This is a genomic window from Dyadobacter tibetensis Y620-1, assembly GCF_000566685.1.
GTDB lineage: Bacteria > Bacteroidota > Bacteroidia > Cytophagales > Spirosomataceae > Dyadobacter > Dyadobacter tibetensis.
In genome coordinates, this window is record NZ_AZQN01000001.1 from 418,141 (window position 1) to 437,708 (window position 19,568).

Below are 19,568 nucleotides of genomic sequence, written 5' to 3' on the forward strand. Positions count from 1 at the left end.
ATTAATAATTTTATAATATAGAATTCACGCTTAATATGATACCAACTATAGACAGCAAGCCTCCGGGCAAAAAACTTATCAAACGTATGCCGGCCAAGACTAAGGCCTTTCTTTTAACGCCAGCGGGTTTGGTGCTTTTTAGTTACGGATTAACCATTCTAACCGAAGCTGGATTCCAGCGTCGTTCTGGTGCCGATATGCAAATTTGGCTATTGCTAGGTGCTTATAGCTTAGGCCTAATCAATGTAGGGCTAATTTGCCTGGGTTTTGCCGTACGTTTTTACATCTTATCTGATGTGCGACGTGAAACCAGAAGAAGCATTAGGCAGTTAGAACAAAAGATCTCCAATAAATCCAAGCAACACCCCCGTAAGTCTAAGCCAGTTAGAAAAACAAAAAGCCCTACCAAAAGTAATTGACAGGGACTTATTTTCGATGAAATATCGGGTGTTGCAAGGGTTATTTCTTGTTAGCTTCAAACTGAGCCTTAATCGCCTCAACGTCAACATTTCTAACCTCTGGTTTGCGCAAAAGATTTTTAATAGTTGCAGTACGATTGTTTGCCACTGCTTTATTTCTACGTCCTTTACGTTTTAATTCCGTAACTGCCATTTTAATTATTTGTTTTGTGAAAGAGCCGCAAAATTAATCAAATTTGTATAAATAAAGTAGTCAACGGGCATAAATATTACCTTAGCAGTCCTAACTTTGCACATTGAATGAATTAGAACTCCTAAAAATGAATATTTACTACATTTTCTGACTGATGATTTAAAGTTGGTTACCCGAACATTGGGTAATGAATTAGGGTAAACTAGGAAGAAAATGTAAATTAATTTGAGACACTCATGAGTAAACCATCTCTAGCCAGAGGTACCCGCGATTTCGGTCCCGAGCAAATGGCTCGCCGTAATTTTATATTAGACACCATTCGCCGAAATTATCAACGCTACGGTTTTCAACCCTTGGAAACCCCGGCCCTTGAAAACCTGTCGGTGCTAATGGGCAAATATGGGGATGAGGGGGATCAGTTATTGTTCAAAATCCTAAATTCAGGCGATTTTAAATCTAAAACCACTTCCGAGGATTGGGAGGGGACAGCCAAGTCGCTGACTACCAAAATTTCGGAAAAGGGATTGCGGTATGACCTAACTGTTCCCTTTGCCCGGTATGTAGTCATGAATCGTGGATCTCTGGCCATGCCATTTAAGAGATATCAGATTCAGCCAGTATGGCGTGCCGATAGGCCTCAAAGAGGTAGGTATCGTGAATTTTATCAGTGTGATGCCGACGTTGTTGGTACCGACTCTCTCCTGTGTGAAGCTGAAATTGTAGGACTTTTACACGACATTTTCCCTCAGTTAGGTATAGAAGATTTTGTTGTCAAAATAAATAACCGAAAAATCCTCACGGGTATAGCAGAAGTGGTGGGTGCTCAGGGACAGGAGGGAACATTATGCGTGGCAATCGATAAATTAGATAAAATCGGGAAGGAAAAAGTGAAGGCAGAGCTGGTTGAGCGCGGTTTTCAATCCAATAGTATTGAATTATTAGAGCCAATTTTCGATCTAGATAAGAATAAGGATCCTTTTGCAGTCCTGAAGGAGTGGCTTGGCAGCTCTGAAATTGCTATGGAAGGTATCCGGGAGTTAGAACAAGTCTGGCATTTCATCCAATTATCGGGACTTGAAAATCCCAGAATTGAATTTGATGTAACCTTAGCCAGAGGTTTGTCTTATTATACAGGTGCTATTTTTGAAGTCAAAGCGCAGGGTGTACAAATCGGAAGTATTTCAGGCGGAGGTCGTTATGATAATTTAACGGGAACCTTCGGGGTGCCTGGAATTTCAGGCGTAGGAATTTCCCTGGGTGTAGACCGCATATATGATGTAATGGAGGAGTTAGGATTATTTCCGGAAAGTCATACGACGAGTACGCAGCTAATGCTCACCAATTTCGATCGGGAAGCCTTCGAATATGGACTATCTATATTATCCTCACTCAGAAGAGCGGGAATAAATACGGAGATGTATCCAGATTCTGTAAAACTGAAAAAACAATTAGATTTCGCTGATAAAAAACAAATACCTTATGTAATGCTCATTGGATCGGAAGAAATTCAATCGGGCATGTTAACTTTGAAGAATATGAAAACCGGAGAGCAGAAAAAGCTGGAATTGGCTCAGGTAATAGAGACAATTCTTCAGTAAAAATAAGTTCTCACATTATACTTTAACTGGAACGATAATCCAAAAATGCTTTTCCATCGGAGTGGATGAAAAGCCCTTAACGAATGACTGATACAATAAGAATAGCGATTCAAAAGTCGGGCCGACTTAGCGAAGATTCCCTCAAGCTCATTAAAGAATGTGGCATACGTTTTGACAACGGAGGCGGAAAGTTAAAAACTGCCGCCACTAACTTTCCGGCAGAAATATTATTTCTCCGGGACGACGATATACCGGGATATGTTGAAGATGGTGTAGCTCATTTGGGTATTGTTGGGCAAAATGTTTCGGAAGAAACCAACCGCACGGTTGATACGGTACATAAACTTGGATTTTCTAAATGCCGATTATCCATAGGTGTATTAAGAGAGCAGGAATATAATGGAGTGCAGGACCTGGATGGTAAAAGCATTGCCACCACCTATCCACGTTTGTTAGGAGAGTATCTTGCTGCCAATAATGTTACTGCCCACATTCATGAGATAAGTGGGTCAGTAGAGATCGCTCCTAGTATTGGATTGGCCGACGCAGTATGTGATATTGTCAGTTCAGGGAGTACTCTTTTGAGTAACGGGCTTAAGGAAGTAGAGACGATTTTTCGCTCAGAGGCAGTTATGATCGCCGGTAAAAATCTTCCTGCTCCGCAGCAAGCCTTGTTAGATCAGCTTTTATTCCGGATCAAATCGGTACAGGTAGCTAAAAATAATAAGTACATCTTGCTAAATTGCCCAAATGAATCTGTAGATTCTATAATTGAATATCTGCCGGGTATGCGTTCGCCGACCGTGTTGCCTCTGGCACAGAAAGGATGGTCTTCTCTTCATTCTGTAATTAATGAAAATGATTTTTGGGAGAATATCGAGAAGATACGCCAGGCTGGTGCAGAAGGAATTTTGGTGATCCCAATAGAAAAAATGATACTCTAAAGACTTTTACTACGTCGGAGATTTCTCCGAACCTAGGGAGCGCTTATATGAAAATAACAGAATATCCTAAACGCGAAGAGTGGCCTGCCCTGTTGTCACGTCCCGTTTTGAATTTTAAAGAAATAGAGGCTCAGGTAAGTCCTATCTTAACTGAAGTAAGAGATCATGGCGATGAAGGAATCCGACGCCTGACTCTGAAGTTCGATGGTACGGCAAATTCGGATTTTATCTTTACTCAGGACGAGATCGATGCAGCTGAAGGACTCCTGGATGAGGATCTAAAGGCTGCTATACGACTTGCCTATGACAATATTTACACTTTTCATCAGAAGCAGCTTCAGCCGATTGAGAAAGTTGAAACCATGCCTGGTGTCGAGTGCTGGCGTAAGAGTGTAGGAATCGAAAAGGTAGGAATATACATTCCAGGTGGGACTGCTCCGTTGTTCAGTACTGTTCTGATGCTTGGGGTTCCGGCTCAAATAGCAGGATGTAAAGAAATTGTCTTGTGCACTCCTTCTAACCATCCTGCCATTCTTTACGCAGCCAAAATGGTGGGCGTTACCAGGGCATTCCGGATTGGAGGTGCCCAGGCCATAGCAGCATTGGCATATGGTACCGCGTCAGTTCCTCAGGTTTATAAGATTTTTGGGCCAGGGAATCAATATGTGATGGCCGCTAAGATGCTGGTGAGCAAGGAAGGAATTGCCATAGACATGCCGGCTGGTCCTTCGGAAGTGGCAGTGTATGCCGACAGCACGGCTGTTCCGGAATTCGTAGCTGCGGATCTGCTCTCGCAGGCCGAGCATGGAAGCGATAGTCAGGTATTGCTGGTTTCTACCAATTTGGATTTGGTGCAACGAGTAAGCCTTGCCTTAGAAGCTCAACTCGCCGATCTCCCCCGCAAGGAAATGGCATCCGTCTCCATGGGTAATAGTCGAGCCATCATAGTTAAAAGTCAGTCAGAAGCCTTGGAACTGTTAAATGAATATGCTGCAGAACACCTCATTCTTAGTGTAGAAAATGCTGAGGTAGTTTCGGAAAGCATTGTTAACGCTGGATCAATCTTTCTAGGAAATTATACTCCGGAATCCTGTGGTGATTACGCTTCAGGTACCAACCATACCTTACCTACCAATGGCTACGCCCGGGCATATAGTGGTGTCTCTCTGGATAGTTTTGTCAAAAAAATTACGATTCAGAACATTAGTTTGGATGGACTCAAAAAGTTAGGGCCTGCCGTTGAAAAAATGGCCGAGGCCGAGTCGCTTCATGGACACAAAAGGGCCGTTAGCATTCGTTTACAGCAAGATTAAAAAGGTAAGATACGCATGAAAAGTTTTGCACTAAAAGATATTTTAAGACCTCATATCGCCAACTTAGCCCCCTATTCTTCGGCAAGAGATGAGTATACCGGTAAGGTGGGGGTATTCTTGGACGCCAATGAAAACCCTATCGGTTCGGTTTCCGACCATTGCTATAATCGATATCCTGATCCCTATCAGGCAGAAATTAAAGCAAGAATTAGTCCCATCAAAAAGATTGGAACCGAACAGATTTTTTTAGGCAATGGAAGTGATGAGCCCATTGATCTGCTGATTCGGGCAACTTGCCGCCCTGCTATTGACCGTATCCTTATTATGCCTCCTACCTATGGCATGTATGAGGTAAGTGCCTCCATTCATGATGTGCCGGTAGACAAAGTACCCCTCACTGCCGATTATCAAATAGAAGTCGATAAAGTCCTGAATGCTGTCGTACCGGAAACAAAAATTATTTGGATTTGTACGCCCAATAATCCTACGGGCAATTGCCTGGAATCCAGTGTTATTGAAAAAATAGTCCGTAACTTTTCCGGATTAGTCGTTGTAGATGAGGCGTATATCGACTTTGCCAATACGAGCAGTTGGCTAGATAGATTGGCTGAATTTCCGAATTTGGTCGTGCTTCAAACCTTCTCTAAAGCTTGGGGGCTTGCGGGTTTGAGGGTGGGAATGTGTTTCGCCAGCGAAGAGTTGGTTAGAATATTAAATAAAATAAAGCCACCCTATAATATTAGCCTTCCCGCTCAGCAAGCGCTCATGTCAGGCCTGGATTCTGCCGAAAGGAAAGATGTCATGGTAGAAGAAATTTTAAAAGAAAGGGAGAAACTGCGTACGATGTTATCCCAATTATCGTTTGTTCTACAGATATTTCCGTCGGACGCCAATTTTTTACTAGTTCGATTTTCAGATGCCTCTGCAGTGATGTCTTACCTGATCGAGCATACCATAATAGTAAGAGATCGGTCTAAGGTTTTTAGCTGCGAAGGTTGTTTGCGTATTTCCGTTGGAACTACAGAAGAAAATATGGAGTTGATCGAAGCCTTAAAATCCTTTCCTCTTCCTATTTAAAATGCCTGACAATAGTCAATACTTAAACTAAATACGAAGAATCACAACGAACACTATGATGAAAAAAATTGCATTTTCCTTATTGCTTGTATTTTGCGCGAGCATAGCCTTTGCTCAAAATGATAATTGGGCGGTTGGTTTTAAAGCTGGCGAACCTTCGGGGCTTAATATTCGTAAATATTTCAATAATATCCACGCCATCGATGTTACCATTGGTACCTATGGAGGCGTAATGTCGAAAAATCGCCGTTATCGTGGAGATGATGGCGAATATCGTAATACTGGTCTATCGATTCAAGCGCATTATCTATGGCAGACACCCTTCTTTAATTCAGAAGCTGTTCATATCTATTATGGTTTAGGAGGACAAGTGAATAGTCGGAGATCATATCCTAAACGTTTGGCAGGAGAATACGAAAAAAATATCAGCCTGGGGGGCTCTGCCTTGGGAGGAGTAGAATATTTTATACCCAATAATAGAATATCCGTCTTTCTGGAGGGAGGGACCTATTTGGAGCTATTACCACGACCTTTCTATCTGAGTCCTAATATTTCAGCTGGCGTTCGATTCAATCTGTAAAAAGCGATTTATTTCTTGTCAAATACACAAAATGCAGGCTTATCAAAGTCTGCATTTTGTGTATATTGGAGGATGATTACCATTCTTTATAAATCTAAGTCACGTGTTTAAAGTCTATAGTTCGTCGGCAGGTTCTGGGAAAACATATACCCTTACCAAAGAATATTTGAAGCTTGCCTTGCATACCAGTTCAGATTCATATTATAAGCATATCTTGGCCATTACGTTTACCAATGCAGCGGCTAACGAAATGAAGACCAGGATTTTGGGTATGCTTCGCATGTTTGCCGAAACCAGCCTCCCTTTAGATGATAAGCATAGCATGTTCCGGGAAGTTGTTACTGAGCTTTATCCCGAAACTATTCAAGACAAGGAGCTTTTTTTACAAGGCTGTCAACTTATTGCAGCAAGGGCCCAACTCGTTTTTTATAAGGTGCTGCATCGTTATTCCGACTTTGCCGTAATGACTATTGATAAGTTCACCAAGGGGCTGGTGAGTAGCTTCACCGATGAATTAGGCTTGCCCTTCGTTTTTGAAACACAAATAGATGCCGATTTATTAGATGATGCTATCGATCGATTGCTGGCACGAATAGGGCAGGAGGGGGAGTTTATGTTGAGCAATCTGGTAGAAAACTTTTACCGAGAGCGGGCAGAGGAGGGAGCGAGTTGGGGAGCGCTGCCGGCCACGATCCGTGCGGCTTCAAGTTCGCTGTTGCAGGAGGAAGCTTATGTGAATATTCAAAAGTTAGGGCAACTTACCATGGAAGACTGGAGTCAGATACGAAAGCGTATCCGTCAGTTTTGCAGGGATAAGGAGGTCCTTATTGCCGATACTGCCCGGGTCGCATATCAAAAAATATTGGATACAGGCCTTGAAGAAAAAGACTTTTTCCAGGGACGTAACGGTGTAGGGGCCTACTTTGCACAACGTTCCCAGGGAGATAAACTTTGGAACATTCCCAATTCATATGTTCTGAAAGCGATGGAGGAGGATGTCTGGTATGGAGCACGTGCCCCTATTGGGATAAAAGATCGCATTGATGGAATAAAAAATGATCTACTCGATTCTTATAACCAAATAGAGGCAATTAGAATCGAAGAGGGATCTAAGGTTTTGTTGTATCAAGCTCTGGACAAACATCTGTATAGCCTATCACTATTAGGGGAGATCCGGAAGGAATTTGACCAGCTTTTGCGAGAGAAAAATCAGGTACATATCTCTGATTTCAATCGTAGAATTGCAGAAATCGTCTCCAATGAGCCGGTACCTTTTATCTTCGAAAGATTGGGGGAAAAGTACAATCATATTCTTTTGGATGAATTTCAGGATACTTCTAAGTTGCAGTTTGCCAACCTGATACCACTCATCGAAAATGCCCTGGGTGAAGGTCATTTCAATTTAGTGGTAGGCGACGCTAAACAAGCTATCTATCGGTTCCGGGGAGGAGATATGGATCTTATACTTCATCTTTCTCAGGATCAGCTTTCTGGTTTAGCTAAAAAATTAGGTGGAAACCCATTATTGGTTCAGCGTCTTGAAAATATAGGGCAATATTTAGATGTTGCTCATCTACGTACCAATCGAAGAAGCTATCAGGAAATTACTGAGTTTAATAATGGTTTTTTTGCTTTCGTTGCGGAGGATTTAGGAAGTCAGTATCCGATTGTAAAAACGGTGTTTGACGAATATTTCCAGCAAGAAATTCCTCAAGGTGTTAAAACGGGAGGAGGTGTTCAAATCGACTTTTATGACAGAGAATCCGCAGAAGGCGATTCCGGGGACGAGGTTCGTGAAGATACTATTTTAAAGGGTGTCCTCGAACGAATCCAGAACTTGAAATGGTCAGGGTATGAATGGCGTGATATAGCAATTCTGTGCCGATCTCGGAAGCATGCGGCCCAACTTGCATCTGCACTTCAAGAGGCAGGGTTCGCTCTGATCTCCGACGACGCCCTTACCCTTGCTTATTCCCGCCAACTTCAATTCGTGATTTCTATCATGAAGGTGATGTTAACTCCAGATGATAGTTTGGCACGATATGAATCTCTTTATATTTTTCATTATTACATTTTAGGCAAGCCGCCACTTTCGTCGGATATGCAAAAGATGAAAGTAGTTGCCGACGAGCGGGGGATAGATCAGTTTCTGGTTTATTTTGAAACCTGGGATATCCAGTTGACCGCTTTCAAACTACGACAGGCTTCAGTCTTGGAACTGGCCGAGCTGATTATGCGAGATTTTGGACTTTTTGCCTTAGCGACGGAAGAAGCCTATTTGTTTCGTTTTCTGGATATGGTTCTAGATTTTGGAACCGGACGTAGTAGTCATCTCAGTGACTTCCTCGCTCATTGGGAAGTTGCCAGATTCAAAATTTCAATCGCCGTGCCCGAGGCTACCAATGCCATCAGAATAACTACCATTCACAAGTCGAAAGGCTTGGAGTATCCGGCTGTCATTATTCCTTATGCCGATTGGAAAGTAACTCCAAGGAGTGGGGATAACATTTGGGTGGATATGGAAGAGGATGCCGACTTACAAGCGCTGGAGATTGAACATATTGAGGGGCGTAAGAAATTAGTAAGTGCGTTGGTTTCGGTGAAAAAGGAGCTTTCAGAATCGTCTGTAGGAAATCAACTGGAGGATCACGAGGTACGGACAATTGTAGAGAATCTCAATTTATTATATGTAGCGTTCACCCGACCGATCCAGTCACTTTATATTTTGGCATCTCGGCCACCTGTCAAAAATACAAATAGCCAAATTAATGGGTGGTTATATAATTATCTTAACAGACCCGATGCTAAACCACAGTGGCAGGATTCCGTAATGCAATATTGTCTTTTCAATGCGAGTGGATCACCGGAACATGCGCATGTGAAAAGCAGCGAAGAAGCTTATTTACTTCGGGAAATCATCAGTAGCGATCCGGGTAAGAATCTCCGTCTCCGTAGACAAGCAGATAGGATTTTCGATTTAGAAACATTTGAAATACGAAATGATCTTTTCCAGAAGGCCTGCTATGCCCTTACCCGGCTGCGTCATGTTGAGGATCTGAATAATTTATTACAAATGATTCTATTGGAAGGTGTCATTGGAGCCGAAGATGAATTACAGTTGAGGTCTTTAATTCTGGGTATCATTAGCCAGGAATCTATCGTTGAGCTCTACGCACCCTCTCTTCCCATTCGGATTAATAAAGAAGTTCTGCTTCCCGGGGGAGATCAGGTGCATGTAGACAGAATTATCGACCTGCCAGATCAGGGACTGGTGTTCATGCGGTTTTTACCGATGAACCGAGCTAATCCTACTATAAAGGCATTGCAAAAATTAATAGCCTCCTATCAACATAAAGGAAATACCGTGAGTGCAGTCCTGGTGATTGTAGAAAACCAGCAGGTGATATGGATTGAGGACTAATGCGGGAAGGTAGATTCAGCAACATGGTTCTCCGGCAAGTTATACGCTAAGCGGAGAACCATATTCTTTGCATTATTAAAATCAAAGTTTATAAATCCGCTGATAAATTTCAGGTCTCCTTCTCCACTATTGGCCACAATCTTACGGGTAGATTTCAGCCGACCATGCTGATAATGACCTGTATATTCTAAAACAAAGCTTCCCTTTTGCCCGTTCACCGCCCCTGTAAACCTTTCCAGTCCATAAACGGAAATGTATTCATCACTAACATGATTCTTAAGTTCCATCAAATGTCCTTCACCTTCGAGGTCGCCGCGGTAGGAAATGGTAAATTTACCTGTGGTTAATTTTTGACCTAATTCATTTTTGCTGAAAGACTCTTCATAGCCATCAGTGATGGTATATCTTGCTTCTGCTTCAAATGTCATATATGCTTTTTGAAAATTCAATTTTGAATAATTGGAGCAGTTGTGCCTCTAACAATCCAGCTGCATGGCACAACCTAAATTCGGAAATAGCAAAAGAATAACTTTTTATGTAAATCCCATGGCTAAGAATGAATATTTCTAAATTTTTAGTCTTGCAACCAATTCGCCACAGAAATGGTCGTTATGAAGTATGAATATTTATAACCCTAGTATATGAATCACTTAATAAATAATGTTTTGAAAAATAAATTAATTATTGCCTTCGGATTGACAGCATTGCTGTATGGATGCAGCAGCACAAAAAAAATCCCATACGAATCGAAATGGAATGCACCCTTTAATTATGTGGATGGGTTTAACCCCGATCAGCAAGATCAACAGTCCAGGTTGGCCTATGGCGTTATTAATGACGACCAATTTCTCTATATAACCTTGAAAACCAGAGATCCCCAGACTATTCAAAAGATTGTCACCAATGGGTTAAGACTCACCTTTAGTCCTGAAGGTCAGAGAAAGGACGGATATTATTTACAGTTTCCTGTGGTTCTGAAGGAGGATAAGAAGGCCTTGAAAAATTTGGATATAGACATCCCGAACAGCTTGGGTCTAAGCCTGCTATTAGATTCTTATAATAAAGAAGCCCTTTGGAAGGATGGTCAGGGGCAGCATTTCATTAATTTGGTAGAATCTGAAAACAGTATCAAAACCCATATATCCATGGACAGGAATCAGGAGCTAACTGAACAAATCATTCTGCCCTTATCATTAATGCAGATCGATTTAGCTCAGGTTTCTAGATTGGGTATAAAGATTAATATTGAGGGGCAATCCTCGTCTCGATCTGGATTCTCACCCCGAATTGGAATAGGCATGGGTGGAGGAATTGGCATGGGCGGAGGGATCGGAATTGGCACTGGATCGGGTTATGGGAATACAGCTGCTGATAGATCCGTAAATATCAAACTTGATGTTCAATTAGCTAAGGGCATGTAAGATTATAATTAGAGTTAATGTTTTTAAAGGGAGGGGTGTATTATAGTAAATACCCCTTCCTTTTTTTATACAGGAGTCCGAACATTAGGCTTTTGACGAGAATGTGATGTTAATAGGCTTTGCTAAAGTATCTTCAGATTTGTAAGGGCTACCAGACTTATTATACTTTGAAAGGTGCAAAGCTGAATTATATGGTGATCCATACCGGGAATTTCATAAAACTAGGGTAAATTCACGTATGGGAATGTTCAGTATTTAATAGTGAACATCCGTAAGTTGTATTGGAGGAGCAGAGGCCTTAAAGGCAGATCATCTTTTCAAAATTATTCAGTACCAAAGGAGGGTAGTAAGGTAAAAATACCTTTCATTATCAGATATATAAATTGTGAAACAAAAGAGTGTTAAACGGTTCTACAATTTCCTTAAGTTTAGAAGGGATTTTACGAGGTATAGTCTCAAGAAGGCCCAAAGTTACGAAATTGTACTTTTCTGGCTAAAGAGCGTATTAAATAGGAATCAGTTTTTGATACTATCAGGTATACTAGTAGGCATCACCTGCGGTTTGGCTGGGGTCATTCTAAAGTCTCTCGTTCATTATATCCACTATATAATTACCCACAAGGTCCATTTCGAAGAGCAGTTGCTATTTTATGCTATTTTTCCTTTTGCCGGCATTGTTCTTACTACATTAGTTGTAATGTGGTTTTTTCAAGGGAAAGACAAGAAGGGAATCCCGCTGATCCTAAATGAGATAGCACGGAATTCCAGTATAGTGAGTCCTGTTAAAATGTATTCACAAATTGTACAGAGTGCTATCACGGTAGGCTTAGGGGGCTCGGCTGGTTTGGAAAGCCCGATAGCGGTAACCGGGGCGGCAATTGGCTCAAATTACGCCCAAACCTACAAGTTAAAATACAAAGAACGTACGCTATTATTAGCCGCAGGTGCCACCGCTGGTATCGCCTCGGCCTTCAATGCGCCTGTCGCGGGGGTGATGTTTGCAATGGAAATACTCTTAACTGGAGTGGTGTTTTCCGACTTCATTCCCCTGGTGGTTGCTGCTGTCTGTGGGAGTTTAGTCTCTGGTATATTGCTCGATGAGGAGGTACTCTTCCAGTTCAGAACACGAAGTCATTTCGATTATAGTAACATTATCTTCTATCTGGGACTAGGAGTAACCTGTGGTTTTTTTGCAAGATATTTTGTAGTTATCAGTACCATGGTAGAGCATTATTTTCAGGAACTAAAGTATTCCCGGCTTCAGAAAGCAATGATAGGAGGAGCCATATTATCAGTTCTCTGTGTGCTCTATCCCCCTTTATTTGGAGAAGGCTACGAGACCATCAAAATGCTTGCAACGGGAAAAGTGCGAGACCTGGTCGATAATAGTTTCTTTTCTATGGTGAGTTATAGCAAATGGGTAGTGGTTATTTTCGTCGCACTCATATGTTTACTGAAGGCCTTCGCCACTTCAATTACCATTAATGCTGGAGGCAACGGAGGGAATTTTGCTCCATCCCTGTTTTCTGGTGGGGCCATGGGGTATCTCTTCGCGGGAATTTGTTCTCTATTTGGTATAGCTGATGTGCCTACTACCAATTTAGTAATTGTGGGAATGGCAGGCGTAATGAGCGGGGTGATGTATGCACCCTTGACAGCAATCTTCTTAATTGCAGAGTCGAGTTCGGGCTATGATCTGCTTATCCCATTGATGATTGTCAGTGTTATTTCTTATCTCATTGCCAAATGGTTTTCTCCTGTTAGTCCCGATCTGGATCATCTGGCCAAAGCCGGTAAAATATTTACCCGAAAGCACGACCATAATCTATTGTCCATGTTGCATACCTTGGATCTAATTGATAAGGATATTCAACATATTAATATTAACGCTGATTTTGAGGCGCTGGCTACTCTGGTCCGAACGGGAAAACGTAATATTATTGCCGTTGTAAATGACCAGAAAGAACTCGTAGGAATCATCACGCTCGACGATTTACGTCCTCTCCTTTTTGACAAAAACGCATTTGATCTTCTGACTATCCGTAAACTGATGCGGCAACCTGAAGCTGTCATTGGGGAATTTGATAGTGTGGTTTCTGTGGCGGAAAAATTTGATAAGACCGGAGCCTGGAATCTGCCGATAGTAAAGTCGAATGGGGGAGAACTGGTCGGATTTATTTCTAAATCCAGTGTACTAAATAGTTATAGACAACTCCTTAGAGAATATTCCGATTAAATAGGGTTAGGATTCCCGTTTCATATGGGAGAGGATGTACATTTAGTTGCTTTATTATTTCTCGGTCCATGGCAGTTATTCGCTTCTCTATTATCCAGTAGGTAATGCTAACCGATGAGTAAAAAAATGGGTAAAAAATACCATTTTTGTAGTTTTCAGGGCTAGAATACATTTGGGAGATACTTTATTATACCAATTTTTACGACTCAAAAGTTAAGTAAAAGTGCCTTATAATGAATAAAATAGGAGAGACCAGAGACCTAAATTAGAGGTTTTCTGGTCTCTTAGATTTTGATATTTGTATGCATGCTGGACCGTCGCTCAGAATACAAAAATCTAAAGGGGTTGAGCTTGACAGGTCATAGCTATAAATTCACCATAATTTGCTCAATTGAAATCCTTCCTTAGGTTAGGCGGCTGAAGGCTTTGAAATAGGCGCTTGTACAATTTCGGGAACAGAACCGGATTCACGGCAACAAAAAATAATTATTTCCCTTTTTGTAATTTCTTTTATGCCATTCTGGAACAGGTGGTCTGCATTTTGCCATTCGGACTGCTTTATGTTAAGTGACTCATTATAAGAGAAATACCAAATATAAAGTGAGCAGACCATATGAAGCCATATTTAGGGCCACGAGAAATACTCAACCTCCCAAAGCAGCTCTGACGTTCTCAATAAAATTGCATTGCTCTTTATAACGCATTTATATCTAAGAATTTAAATATTTATAAATGTAAATTACATGTTATAGACATATGGTTTGGATGCTTGATTAGCTAATAATCGAAACAATTGTAAATAAATTTGCCGGATTTACATATATATATGGCGTCTAGCGCCTACTTTTCTCTTCATATTAGGTGGTTTACAATTGTAATTATTTAAATAATTCAATTTTGTATGATTAGGTGGTATAGTGAATGAATGCCGCGCAGCCTTAACAAGCATGAACTGGATCCCCTCTGATCCCCCTTCATCGAAGCCTAAAAGTTTATAATATTAATTAGTACGCTATTCCTCGTAAATGCCGAATATTATTCAAAAGAGTTTAGAAAATCGTCCCCCTGTAATAGAGCCAAAATGCCTCTGAAATACTGAGAAGCTCAGCTGCATACTAGGGCCATAGATAATGGGAGAGGAGCGAAAATTTCCTATGAGGAACGACTATAAATACGAGACCATAAATGGGAGTCAATGCCCTTCTAAGGTCTCGTATTTGACAGATGACAGAGGAGTATTAGTCAATAGTCCCACCCAGCTCGAAGAGTATAGAAGTCAGGTCGCTTACCTTATTGGGGCGATGACCTTTCAAGAGCTCCTCTGCCACCGCTTGCGCAGTAGACATGGACTCGTTCAATATGCGTTTACCTGCCGGAGCGAGCTTTACATAACTTACTCGGGCATCTCTGCTATGAGCCTCTTTACGAACCAAGCCCAGTTTTTCTAAAGGCAGGAGCACCCTGGTAATGCCTGATGCTGTCAGCCCTACTTTCTCAGCCAAATCTACTCTGCGCATTTTCTCTTCAGGAGCGTTACTCAGATGCAGAAAAATGGTGAAATCATTGAGCGTAATACCGTGGATACCCAGTGCAGAGTCCATTTTTTTTATCAAGTAGGCCTGTGCGGTATTTAAATTAATTATCATTTTCAGAGCATTGTTCATATGGCTAACATACTTTATTAAAGATTGATATATACGATATAAGTACTTGATAAGTCAAGTAATATACAAATATAATAAATTATAATGATTTGATACTCATCTCATTCAAAATGTATTAATGTGAACTATGTTTACAAGGGTCACACGTCGGTTGTGTTTATAATTGTTATTTATATATGTGCCTTGAGTACGATTTACAATAATATCTCAGGAGTGCATTGAAAAATTAGCTGGACTCTAAGTGTTACATTTGTATATTATATAAGGCAGACTTTGCTGGTCTTGCCAGCTCAATAGTTTTGTCAATTCTTTGAGGCGATGCGTACTTATATTCAGCAAGGATATAAGAGATATGACTGTAGTACACGGAAAATAGAATCAGTATTTTTCGTAGGGCAGATTATCGTTGAAGCGTTGGGGAACGTGGAATAAATAAAAAAGTCTAAGCAAAAGGTAGTTTCGCTTAGACTTTAAATTTACCTAGACTCATGAGCCCACCTTGTGCAGAAAGGATAGGTCCATCGGGTGAACTTAACCGGAAACAAATTACACGACAGAATCTGTTGATGAATCTCGAGAGTCGAATTAAGCCTTCTTGAGAAAGGCCGTCTTAAGTACGATACTCATGCCATCGACACGGCAATCTACCTCGTCCTCATCCTCGGTAAGTTTAATGTTTTTTACGGTCTTCCCCCGCTTTAATGTTACAGAAGATCCCTTTACTTTCAAATCCTTGATCAGGGTTACTGAATCTCCATTACTGAGGATGGTACCGTTGCTGTCTTTTACTTCCATGATGGTCTAAATCGGTGAGAGATATTTACAGGGGCCAAAGGTAGTAATTCTCCTAGAGATGTATCCTGATGAATATCAGTTCTCAAAGTGGTACGTGATTCAGATGGAGGTTTTCCTTATCTCCTATCCAACTGGGCACGACTTAGCACTACCATTGAGGAAATGGAGAATATTAGAATAATACAATTCATTGAAGACGATTGAAATTATGAATTGAGGTTTGTAAACTACCGTTCCAAATAAGTAATGCGTCCCTGCCTCGATTAACCGATAACATCGGGGTAGGGGACTGTCTATCTTACCAATAGATTCTACATATTCTTCGAAAAAAAATTTTTATTTAAAAATTAATGAAAAAAAATTCGACAAAATGTATCGAAAAAGATTGTATATTTAAAAATGTAATATTTCTAAGGTGAGCATCATTCTAACGTCGAATTTTTACCCGGTTTCTAATGGAGGGTTTCCAGAACCAAGTAAGCTTTCATGGCATCCATTTTTTAGATCTGCTGTATTCTGTGCTATAAATCTATCATTCTCTTTCACATTCTGAAGGGATCAATCATGGCAGTCATTTAGCAGGTGCAGGTTCCATACTTTAGTCTTAAAATATTGTCTTTTAAAGTTAGCTTTTCTACTGCCTTTCCCTCTAATGGTATTTTAGTAGTTTTATTAGGTATTTTACTGATTATGTGCCATTATTTTAACTTCAATATTTCTTAGTATTTGTCTCTAAGTGATTGATTTAAAATGAAAGATTACTACATTGCACTGGTTTTGTTGCTACAGAGTCTGCTTTAATCATTGGATTTGCAGCTTAGCCATAAGACTAATTACAACTAGCAACCCTCTCAGTACTAATACAGTATCCTCCTCGAAAAACCTGAAAAGTACCGTCCAATGGGTATTGGCCGGTGGTAAATTAATTTATATTTTTTAATCATTAAGATTTTCTACCATGAAGAAATTTCGACAATTTCTGTATTTGGGAGGTATGTTATTGCTCATGGCAGCCAATACCAAGGATCGCCTCTCAAATGCCAAAGTAGCTGCCACACAATTATCATGTCAGGGACTGGTGTGGACACACGGAGAGTTCCTGGGAAACAACGGGGGATTTCCAGTATATACGGTAATCAGAGAAAACCGCATATACATTAGCCGCAATGAAGGGGACGATCCCAACCATAATAAGGTGTTCCCCGTTCCTGCCATTTTATACCATTTGGATAACGGCCGATTTCCTATATCCCAATATCAAAATCAGATAGACAACTGTATCAATGGAGCCGATCCTAGCACTTCCTCAACGGGTTATCTGGGTGCTACTACCTCAGAGGGAATTTACTGCAATGGTAAACTGATCAGAGATGATCAGTATTTAGGGGATTATATCGGAGGAGATAATGTCCATACCCGACAGTATACTCGTATTAAAGATGGTCTACTTCGTGTTAATCTGTGGAGACAGCAGGCAGGTTCGGTACGCAACCCGAATTCTTTCAATATGGCATTGATTGAGCCAGCCTTGTCAGGAGAAAATGGGAGTTTCTATAATTGGAATAGCCTTGGATATACCTTGAATCTAGAGGAATTTAGAGCTTGTTTCTGGCAGGATGATCCTAAATATGGCACCCCTGTAAACAATAATTGTGGTTCGGGGCCTACGCTTCAATCGACTTCAAATATCACCAACACCTCTTTGACCTTAGGTTTTGCAGGATCGGGTGTTAGTTCGTTGAAATGGAGAATTAAAAGTGGTGGAACCTTGGTACGTTCAGGAGATGCCAGCGTGAATAATGGCAATTCTGCTAATATCTCCTATACCTCTCTGGTAAATGGTGGTTACGTACTGGAAATTGAAGGAGGAAATTGTAATTCGGCAGTAAGTACACTCTCATTCGTAATCAATGTACCGGTTGGCACGGTACCCTGTGGGAGTGGACCTACGATTACTTCCCTTTCTAATATTACCCAAACGGCCCTAACCTTCCAGTTTGATGGTAATAATGTCCCCAATATAGATTGGAGAATCAAACAAAATGGAACGGTACTTCGATCGGGTCGTACTCCTCAATTGACGAGTAGCATCAATAATATAACCTATGCGGCTCTTCCTTATGGCACCTATGTGTTCGAGATTGAAGGGGGAGATTGCAAATCCAGTGTAGCGAGTCGTTCAATGGAGATCGTGAATCCTTCGGGAAGTAATAACTGTCCGAATGGACCGTCCATTAGTTCAATCAGCAGCATTACCGCTTCTTCTCTAAATGTGGCATTTAACGGTTCAGGTGTGAACTCTCTTACCTGGAGAATTAAGTCAGCTGGAACGGTGGTAGCTTCCGGTCAAACGGGTACACTTACTGCCAATGCTGCAAGTTTGGCCTTTTCAAGTCTGGCTAATGGGACCTATAGTCTAGAAATAGAGGGCCTGAATTGCTCTTCTACTGTTAGTAGCATGAACTTCGTGGTTAACGAGCCTGTCGTTACACCGAATTGCGGCAGAGGACCGACCATCACCGCTATCAGTAATATTAACCCTACGACTTTGCGTTTTCAGTTTGACGGTGATGGAGTTCCAAATATAGATTGGCGAATCAAATCGGGTGGAAATATCATACGTTCGGGACGTACCCCACAGCTATCCAGCAACCTTGTTGACATCTCCTATGCTACTTTGAGTAACGGAACCTATATACTTGAGCTTCAGGGAGGCGATTGCGTTTCGGCTGTATCTTCCCAATCGTTTAATGTATTTGTCGATCCATGTTCTACCGCACCTCAGATATCGAGTATTACAGGCGTGAGTGACAGTCAGTTGAATGTGACGTTAAATAAAAATGTAGCCGGAACCTTAAATTGGGTAATCACTAAGTCTGGCAAACCTGTGGGTTTCGGATCTTCGTCAGTCTCTGGAAATTCTACTACCCTGAAATATAATATCTTAGCCCCGGGGACATATACACTGGTCGTTTCTGTTCCTGGATGCGAGGCTTCAAGTAGCAGCTCTAATTATAATATTACCAGTAGCTCCAATCGTAGTGCTTGTCAAACAGGGCCTGATTTAGTGTCAATTATGAATACCACGAGCGACATGATCCAGTTCAACTTTTACGGACAGAATGTTCCCTCGATTGACTGGAAGGTAATAGAGAATAAGACAGGTGGGCAGATCGTGAGTCAGAATAGAGTGTATTTACAAAATGACCGTCCTCAGGTTTACCATTATCAGGGCCTCCCTGATGGAGCCTATCTCCTGGAAATTCAAGGTGGCGATTGTGCCTCAACTCCGAAACGTCAGGCATTTACTCTTGGCGCTCCATTACCCATTCATATCACACGATTTGAGGGTAAATCGGTGGCACAGGGTGTCAGTTTAGCATGGAACGTCGTACAAGAGGAAAATGGCCAGGGCTTTGAGATATTACGCATGAATGAGCTAACTAAGGAGATGTCCAAGATAGGCTATGTCGAGCTCAGCGATCAGGCAGTAGGCGACTATTCCTTTCTAGACCAGAATCCTGTACCGGGTAATAATTACTACCAGCTTAAACAGCTTGACCTGGATGGCAGCTTTATCATGAGCCGTATCATAACGGTGAAAAATGATGCACTAAGTGAAGTTACCCTGGCCCCGAATCCTGCCAGTGAAGTGATTCGTTTAAAGTTATTTGCTAAGGCAGCAGGAACTGCTAAACTGGAAACTTTCAACCAGGCTGGTATAGCCGTGGATGTGGAATCGACAAATCTGCAGGCGGGTCAAAACGAAGTAGATGTCAATATAGCAGGCTTGCCCGAAGGTCATTATTTCATTCGGTTAACCCACGAGCAAGGTGACTCTATTCATCGTTTTATCAAAATAGATTAAAGTTAGTTTAACTCTCCAATACAGTTGGGTCGTTCGGAA

General features: G+C 41.3%; 14 protein-coding genes. 10 read left to right on the plus strand and 4 right to left on the minus strand.

Features of this window, described 5'->3' with window-relative positions:
- Window positions 1-35: 35 nt before the first annotated feature.
- Complete coding sequence (locus X939_RS0101790) at window positions 36-419, plus strand: hypothetical protein (protein WP_025761551.1); 384 nt, start codon at window positions 36-38, stop codon at window positions 417-419.
- Between the two features lie 40 nt (window positions 420-459).
- Here the strand turns inward: X939_RS0101790 and X939_RS23750 are convergent, their stop codons facing one another.
- The gene (locus tag X939_RS23750; protein WP_170120671.1) at window positions 460-612 is read right to left on the minus strand and encodes a hypothetical protein; all 153 of its coding nucleotides are present in this window, start codon (window positions 610-612) and stop codon (window positions 460-462) included.
- A 236-nt stretch (window positions 613-848) separates the two neighbouring features.
- Here X939_RS23750 and hisS point away from each other — a divergent pair, with 236 nt between their 5' ends.
- The 6 genes from hisS to X939_RS0101825 all read left to right on the plus strand — a co-directional run bounded on the left by hisS (window position 849) and on the right by X939_RS0101825 (window position 9,545).
- Window positions 849-2,210 carry a histidine--tRNA ligase gene (hisS, locus tag X939_RS0101800; protein WP_025761552.1) on the plus strand — a complete coding sequence of 454 codons (1,362 nt, stop codon included), beginning with the start codon at window positions 849-851 and terminating at the stop codon, window positions 2,208-2,210.
- 83 nt (window positions 2,211-2,293) lie between these two features.
- Window positions 2,294-3,154, plus strand: a complete 861-nt coding sequence (gene hisG, locus X939_RS0101805; protein WP_025761553.1) for an ATP phosphoribosyltransferase — start codon at window positions 2,294-2,296, stop codon at window positions 3,152-3,154.
- A 47-nt stretch (window positions 3,155-3,201) separates the two neighbouring features.
- Window positions 3,202-4,467 (plus strand): histidinol dehydrogenase, encoded by a 1,266-nt coding sequence (hisD, locus tag X939_RS0101810; protein WP_025761554.1) that lies wholly within the window; start codon window positions 3,202-3,204, stop codon window positions 4,465-4,467.
- Between the two features lie 15 nt (window positions 4,468-4,482).
- The gene (gene hisC, locus X939_RS0101815) at window positions 4,483-5,544 is read left to right on the plus strand and encodes a histidinol-phosphate transaminase (protein ID WP_025761555.1); all 1,062 of its coding nucleotides are present in this window, start codon (window positions 4,483-4,485) and stop codon (window positions 5,542-5,544) included.
- Between the two features lie 55 nt (window positions 5,545-5,599).
- On the plus strand, window positions 5,600-6,124 hold the full coding sequence (locus X939_RS0101820; protein ID WP_310588023.1) for a hypothetical protein: 525 nt from the start codon (window positions 5,600-5,602) through the stop codon (window positions 6,122-6,124).
- Between the two features lie 103 nt (window positions 6,125-6,227).
- A complete protein-coding gene (locus X939_RS0101825; RefSeq protein ID WP_025761557.1) occupies window positions 6,228-9,545 on the plus strand; it encodes a UvrD-helicase domain-containing protein in 3,318 nt (1,105 codons plus the stop codon).
- On the opposite strand, the gene X939_RS0101830 is transcribed toward X939_RS0101825, so the two are convergent.
- On the minus strand, window positions 9,542-9,973 hold the full coding sequence (locus X939_RS0101830) for a DUF3224 domain-containing protein (RefSeq protein WP_025761559.1): 432 nt from the start codon (window positions 9,971-9,973) through the stop codon (window positions 9,542-9,544). The genes X939_RS0101825 and X939_RS0101830 overlap by 4 nt on opposite strands.
- A 237-nt stretch (window positions 9,974-10,210) precedes the next feature.
- On the opposite strand from X939_RS0101830, the gene X939_RS0101835 reads away from it, so the two are divergent.
- A complete protein-coding gene (locus X939_RS0101835; protein WP_044198344.1) occupies window positions 10,211-10,966 on the plus strand; it encodes a hypothetical protein in 756 nt (251 codons plus the stop codon).
- A 523-nt stretch (window positions 10,967-11,489) separates the two neighbouring features.
- On the plus strand, window positions 11,490-13,202 hold the full coding sequence (locus X939_RS0101840; protein ID WP_229235923.1) for a chloride channel protein: 1,713 nt from the start codon (window positions 11,490-11,492) through the stop codon (window positions 13,200-13,202).
- Between the two features lie 1,238 nt (window positions 13,203-14,440).
- Here X939_RS0101840 and X939_RS0101845 read toward each other — a convergent pair.
- Together X939_RS0101845 and X939_RS0101850 are read right to left on the minus strand one after the other, a co-directional pair.
- Window positions 14,441-14,848 carry a MarR family winged helix-turn-helix transcriptional regulator gene (locus X939_RS0101845; protein ID WP_084299291.1) on the minus strand — a complete coding sequence of 136 codons (408 nt, stop codon included), beginning with the start codon at window positions 14,846-14,848 and terminating at the stop codon, window positions 14,441-14,443.
- 603 nt (window positions 14,849-15,451) lie between these two features.
- Window positions 15,452-15,661 carry a zinc ribbon domain-containing protein YjdM gene (locus X939_RS0101850; RefSeq protein ID WP_025761564.1) on the minus strand — a complete coding sequence of 70 codons (210 nt, stop codon included), beginning with the start codon at window positions 15,659-15,661 and terminating at the stop codon, window positions 15,452-15,454.
- A gap of 958 nt (window positions 15,662-16,619) precedes the next feature.
- On the opposite strand from X939_RS0101850, the gene X939_RS22865 reads away from it, so the two are divergent.
- Window positions 16,620-19,529 (plus strand): T9SS type A sorting domain-containing protein, encoded by a 2,910-nt coding sequence (locus X939_RS22865; protein WP_025761565.1) that lies wholly within the window; start codon window positions 16,620-16,622, stop codon window positions 19,527-19,529.
- Window positions 19,530-19,568: the final 39 nt, after the last annotated feature.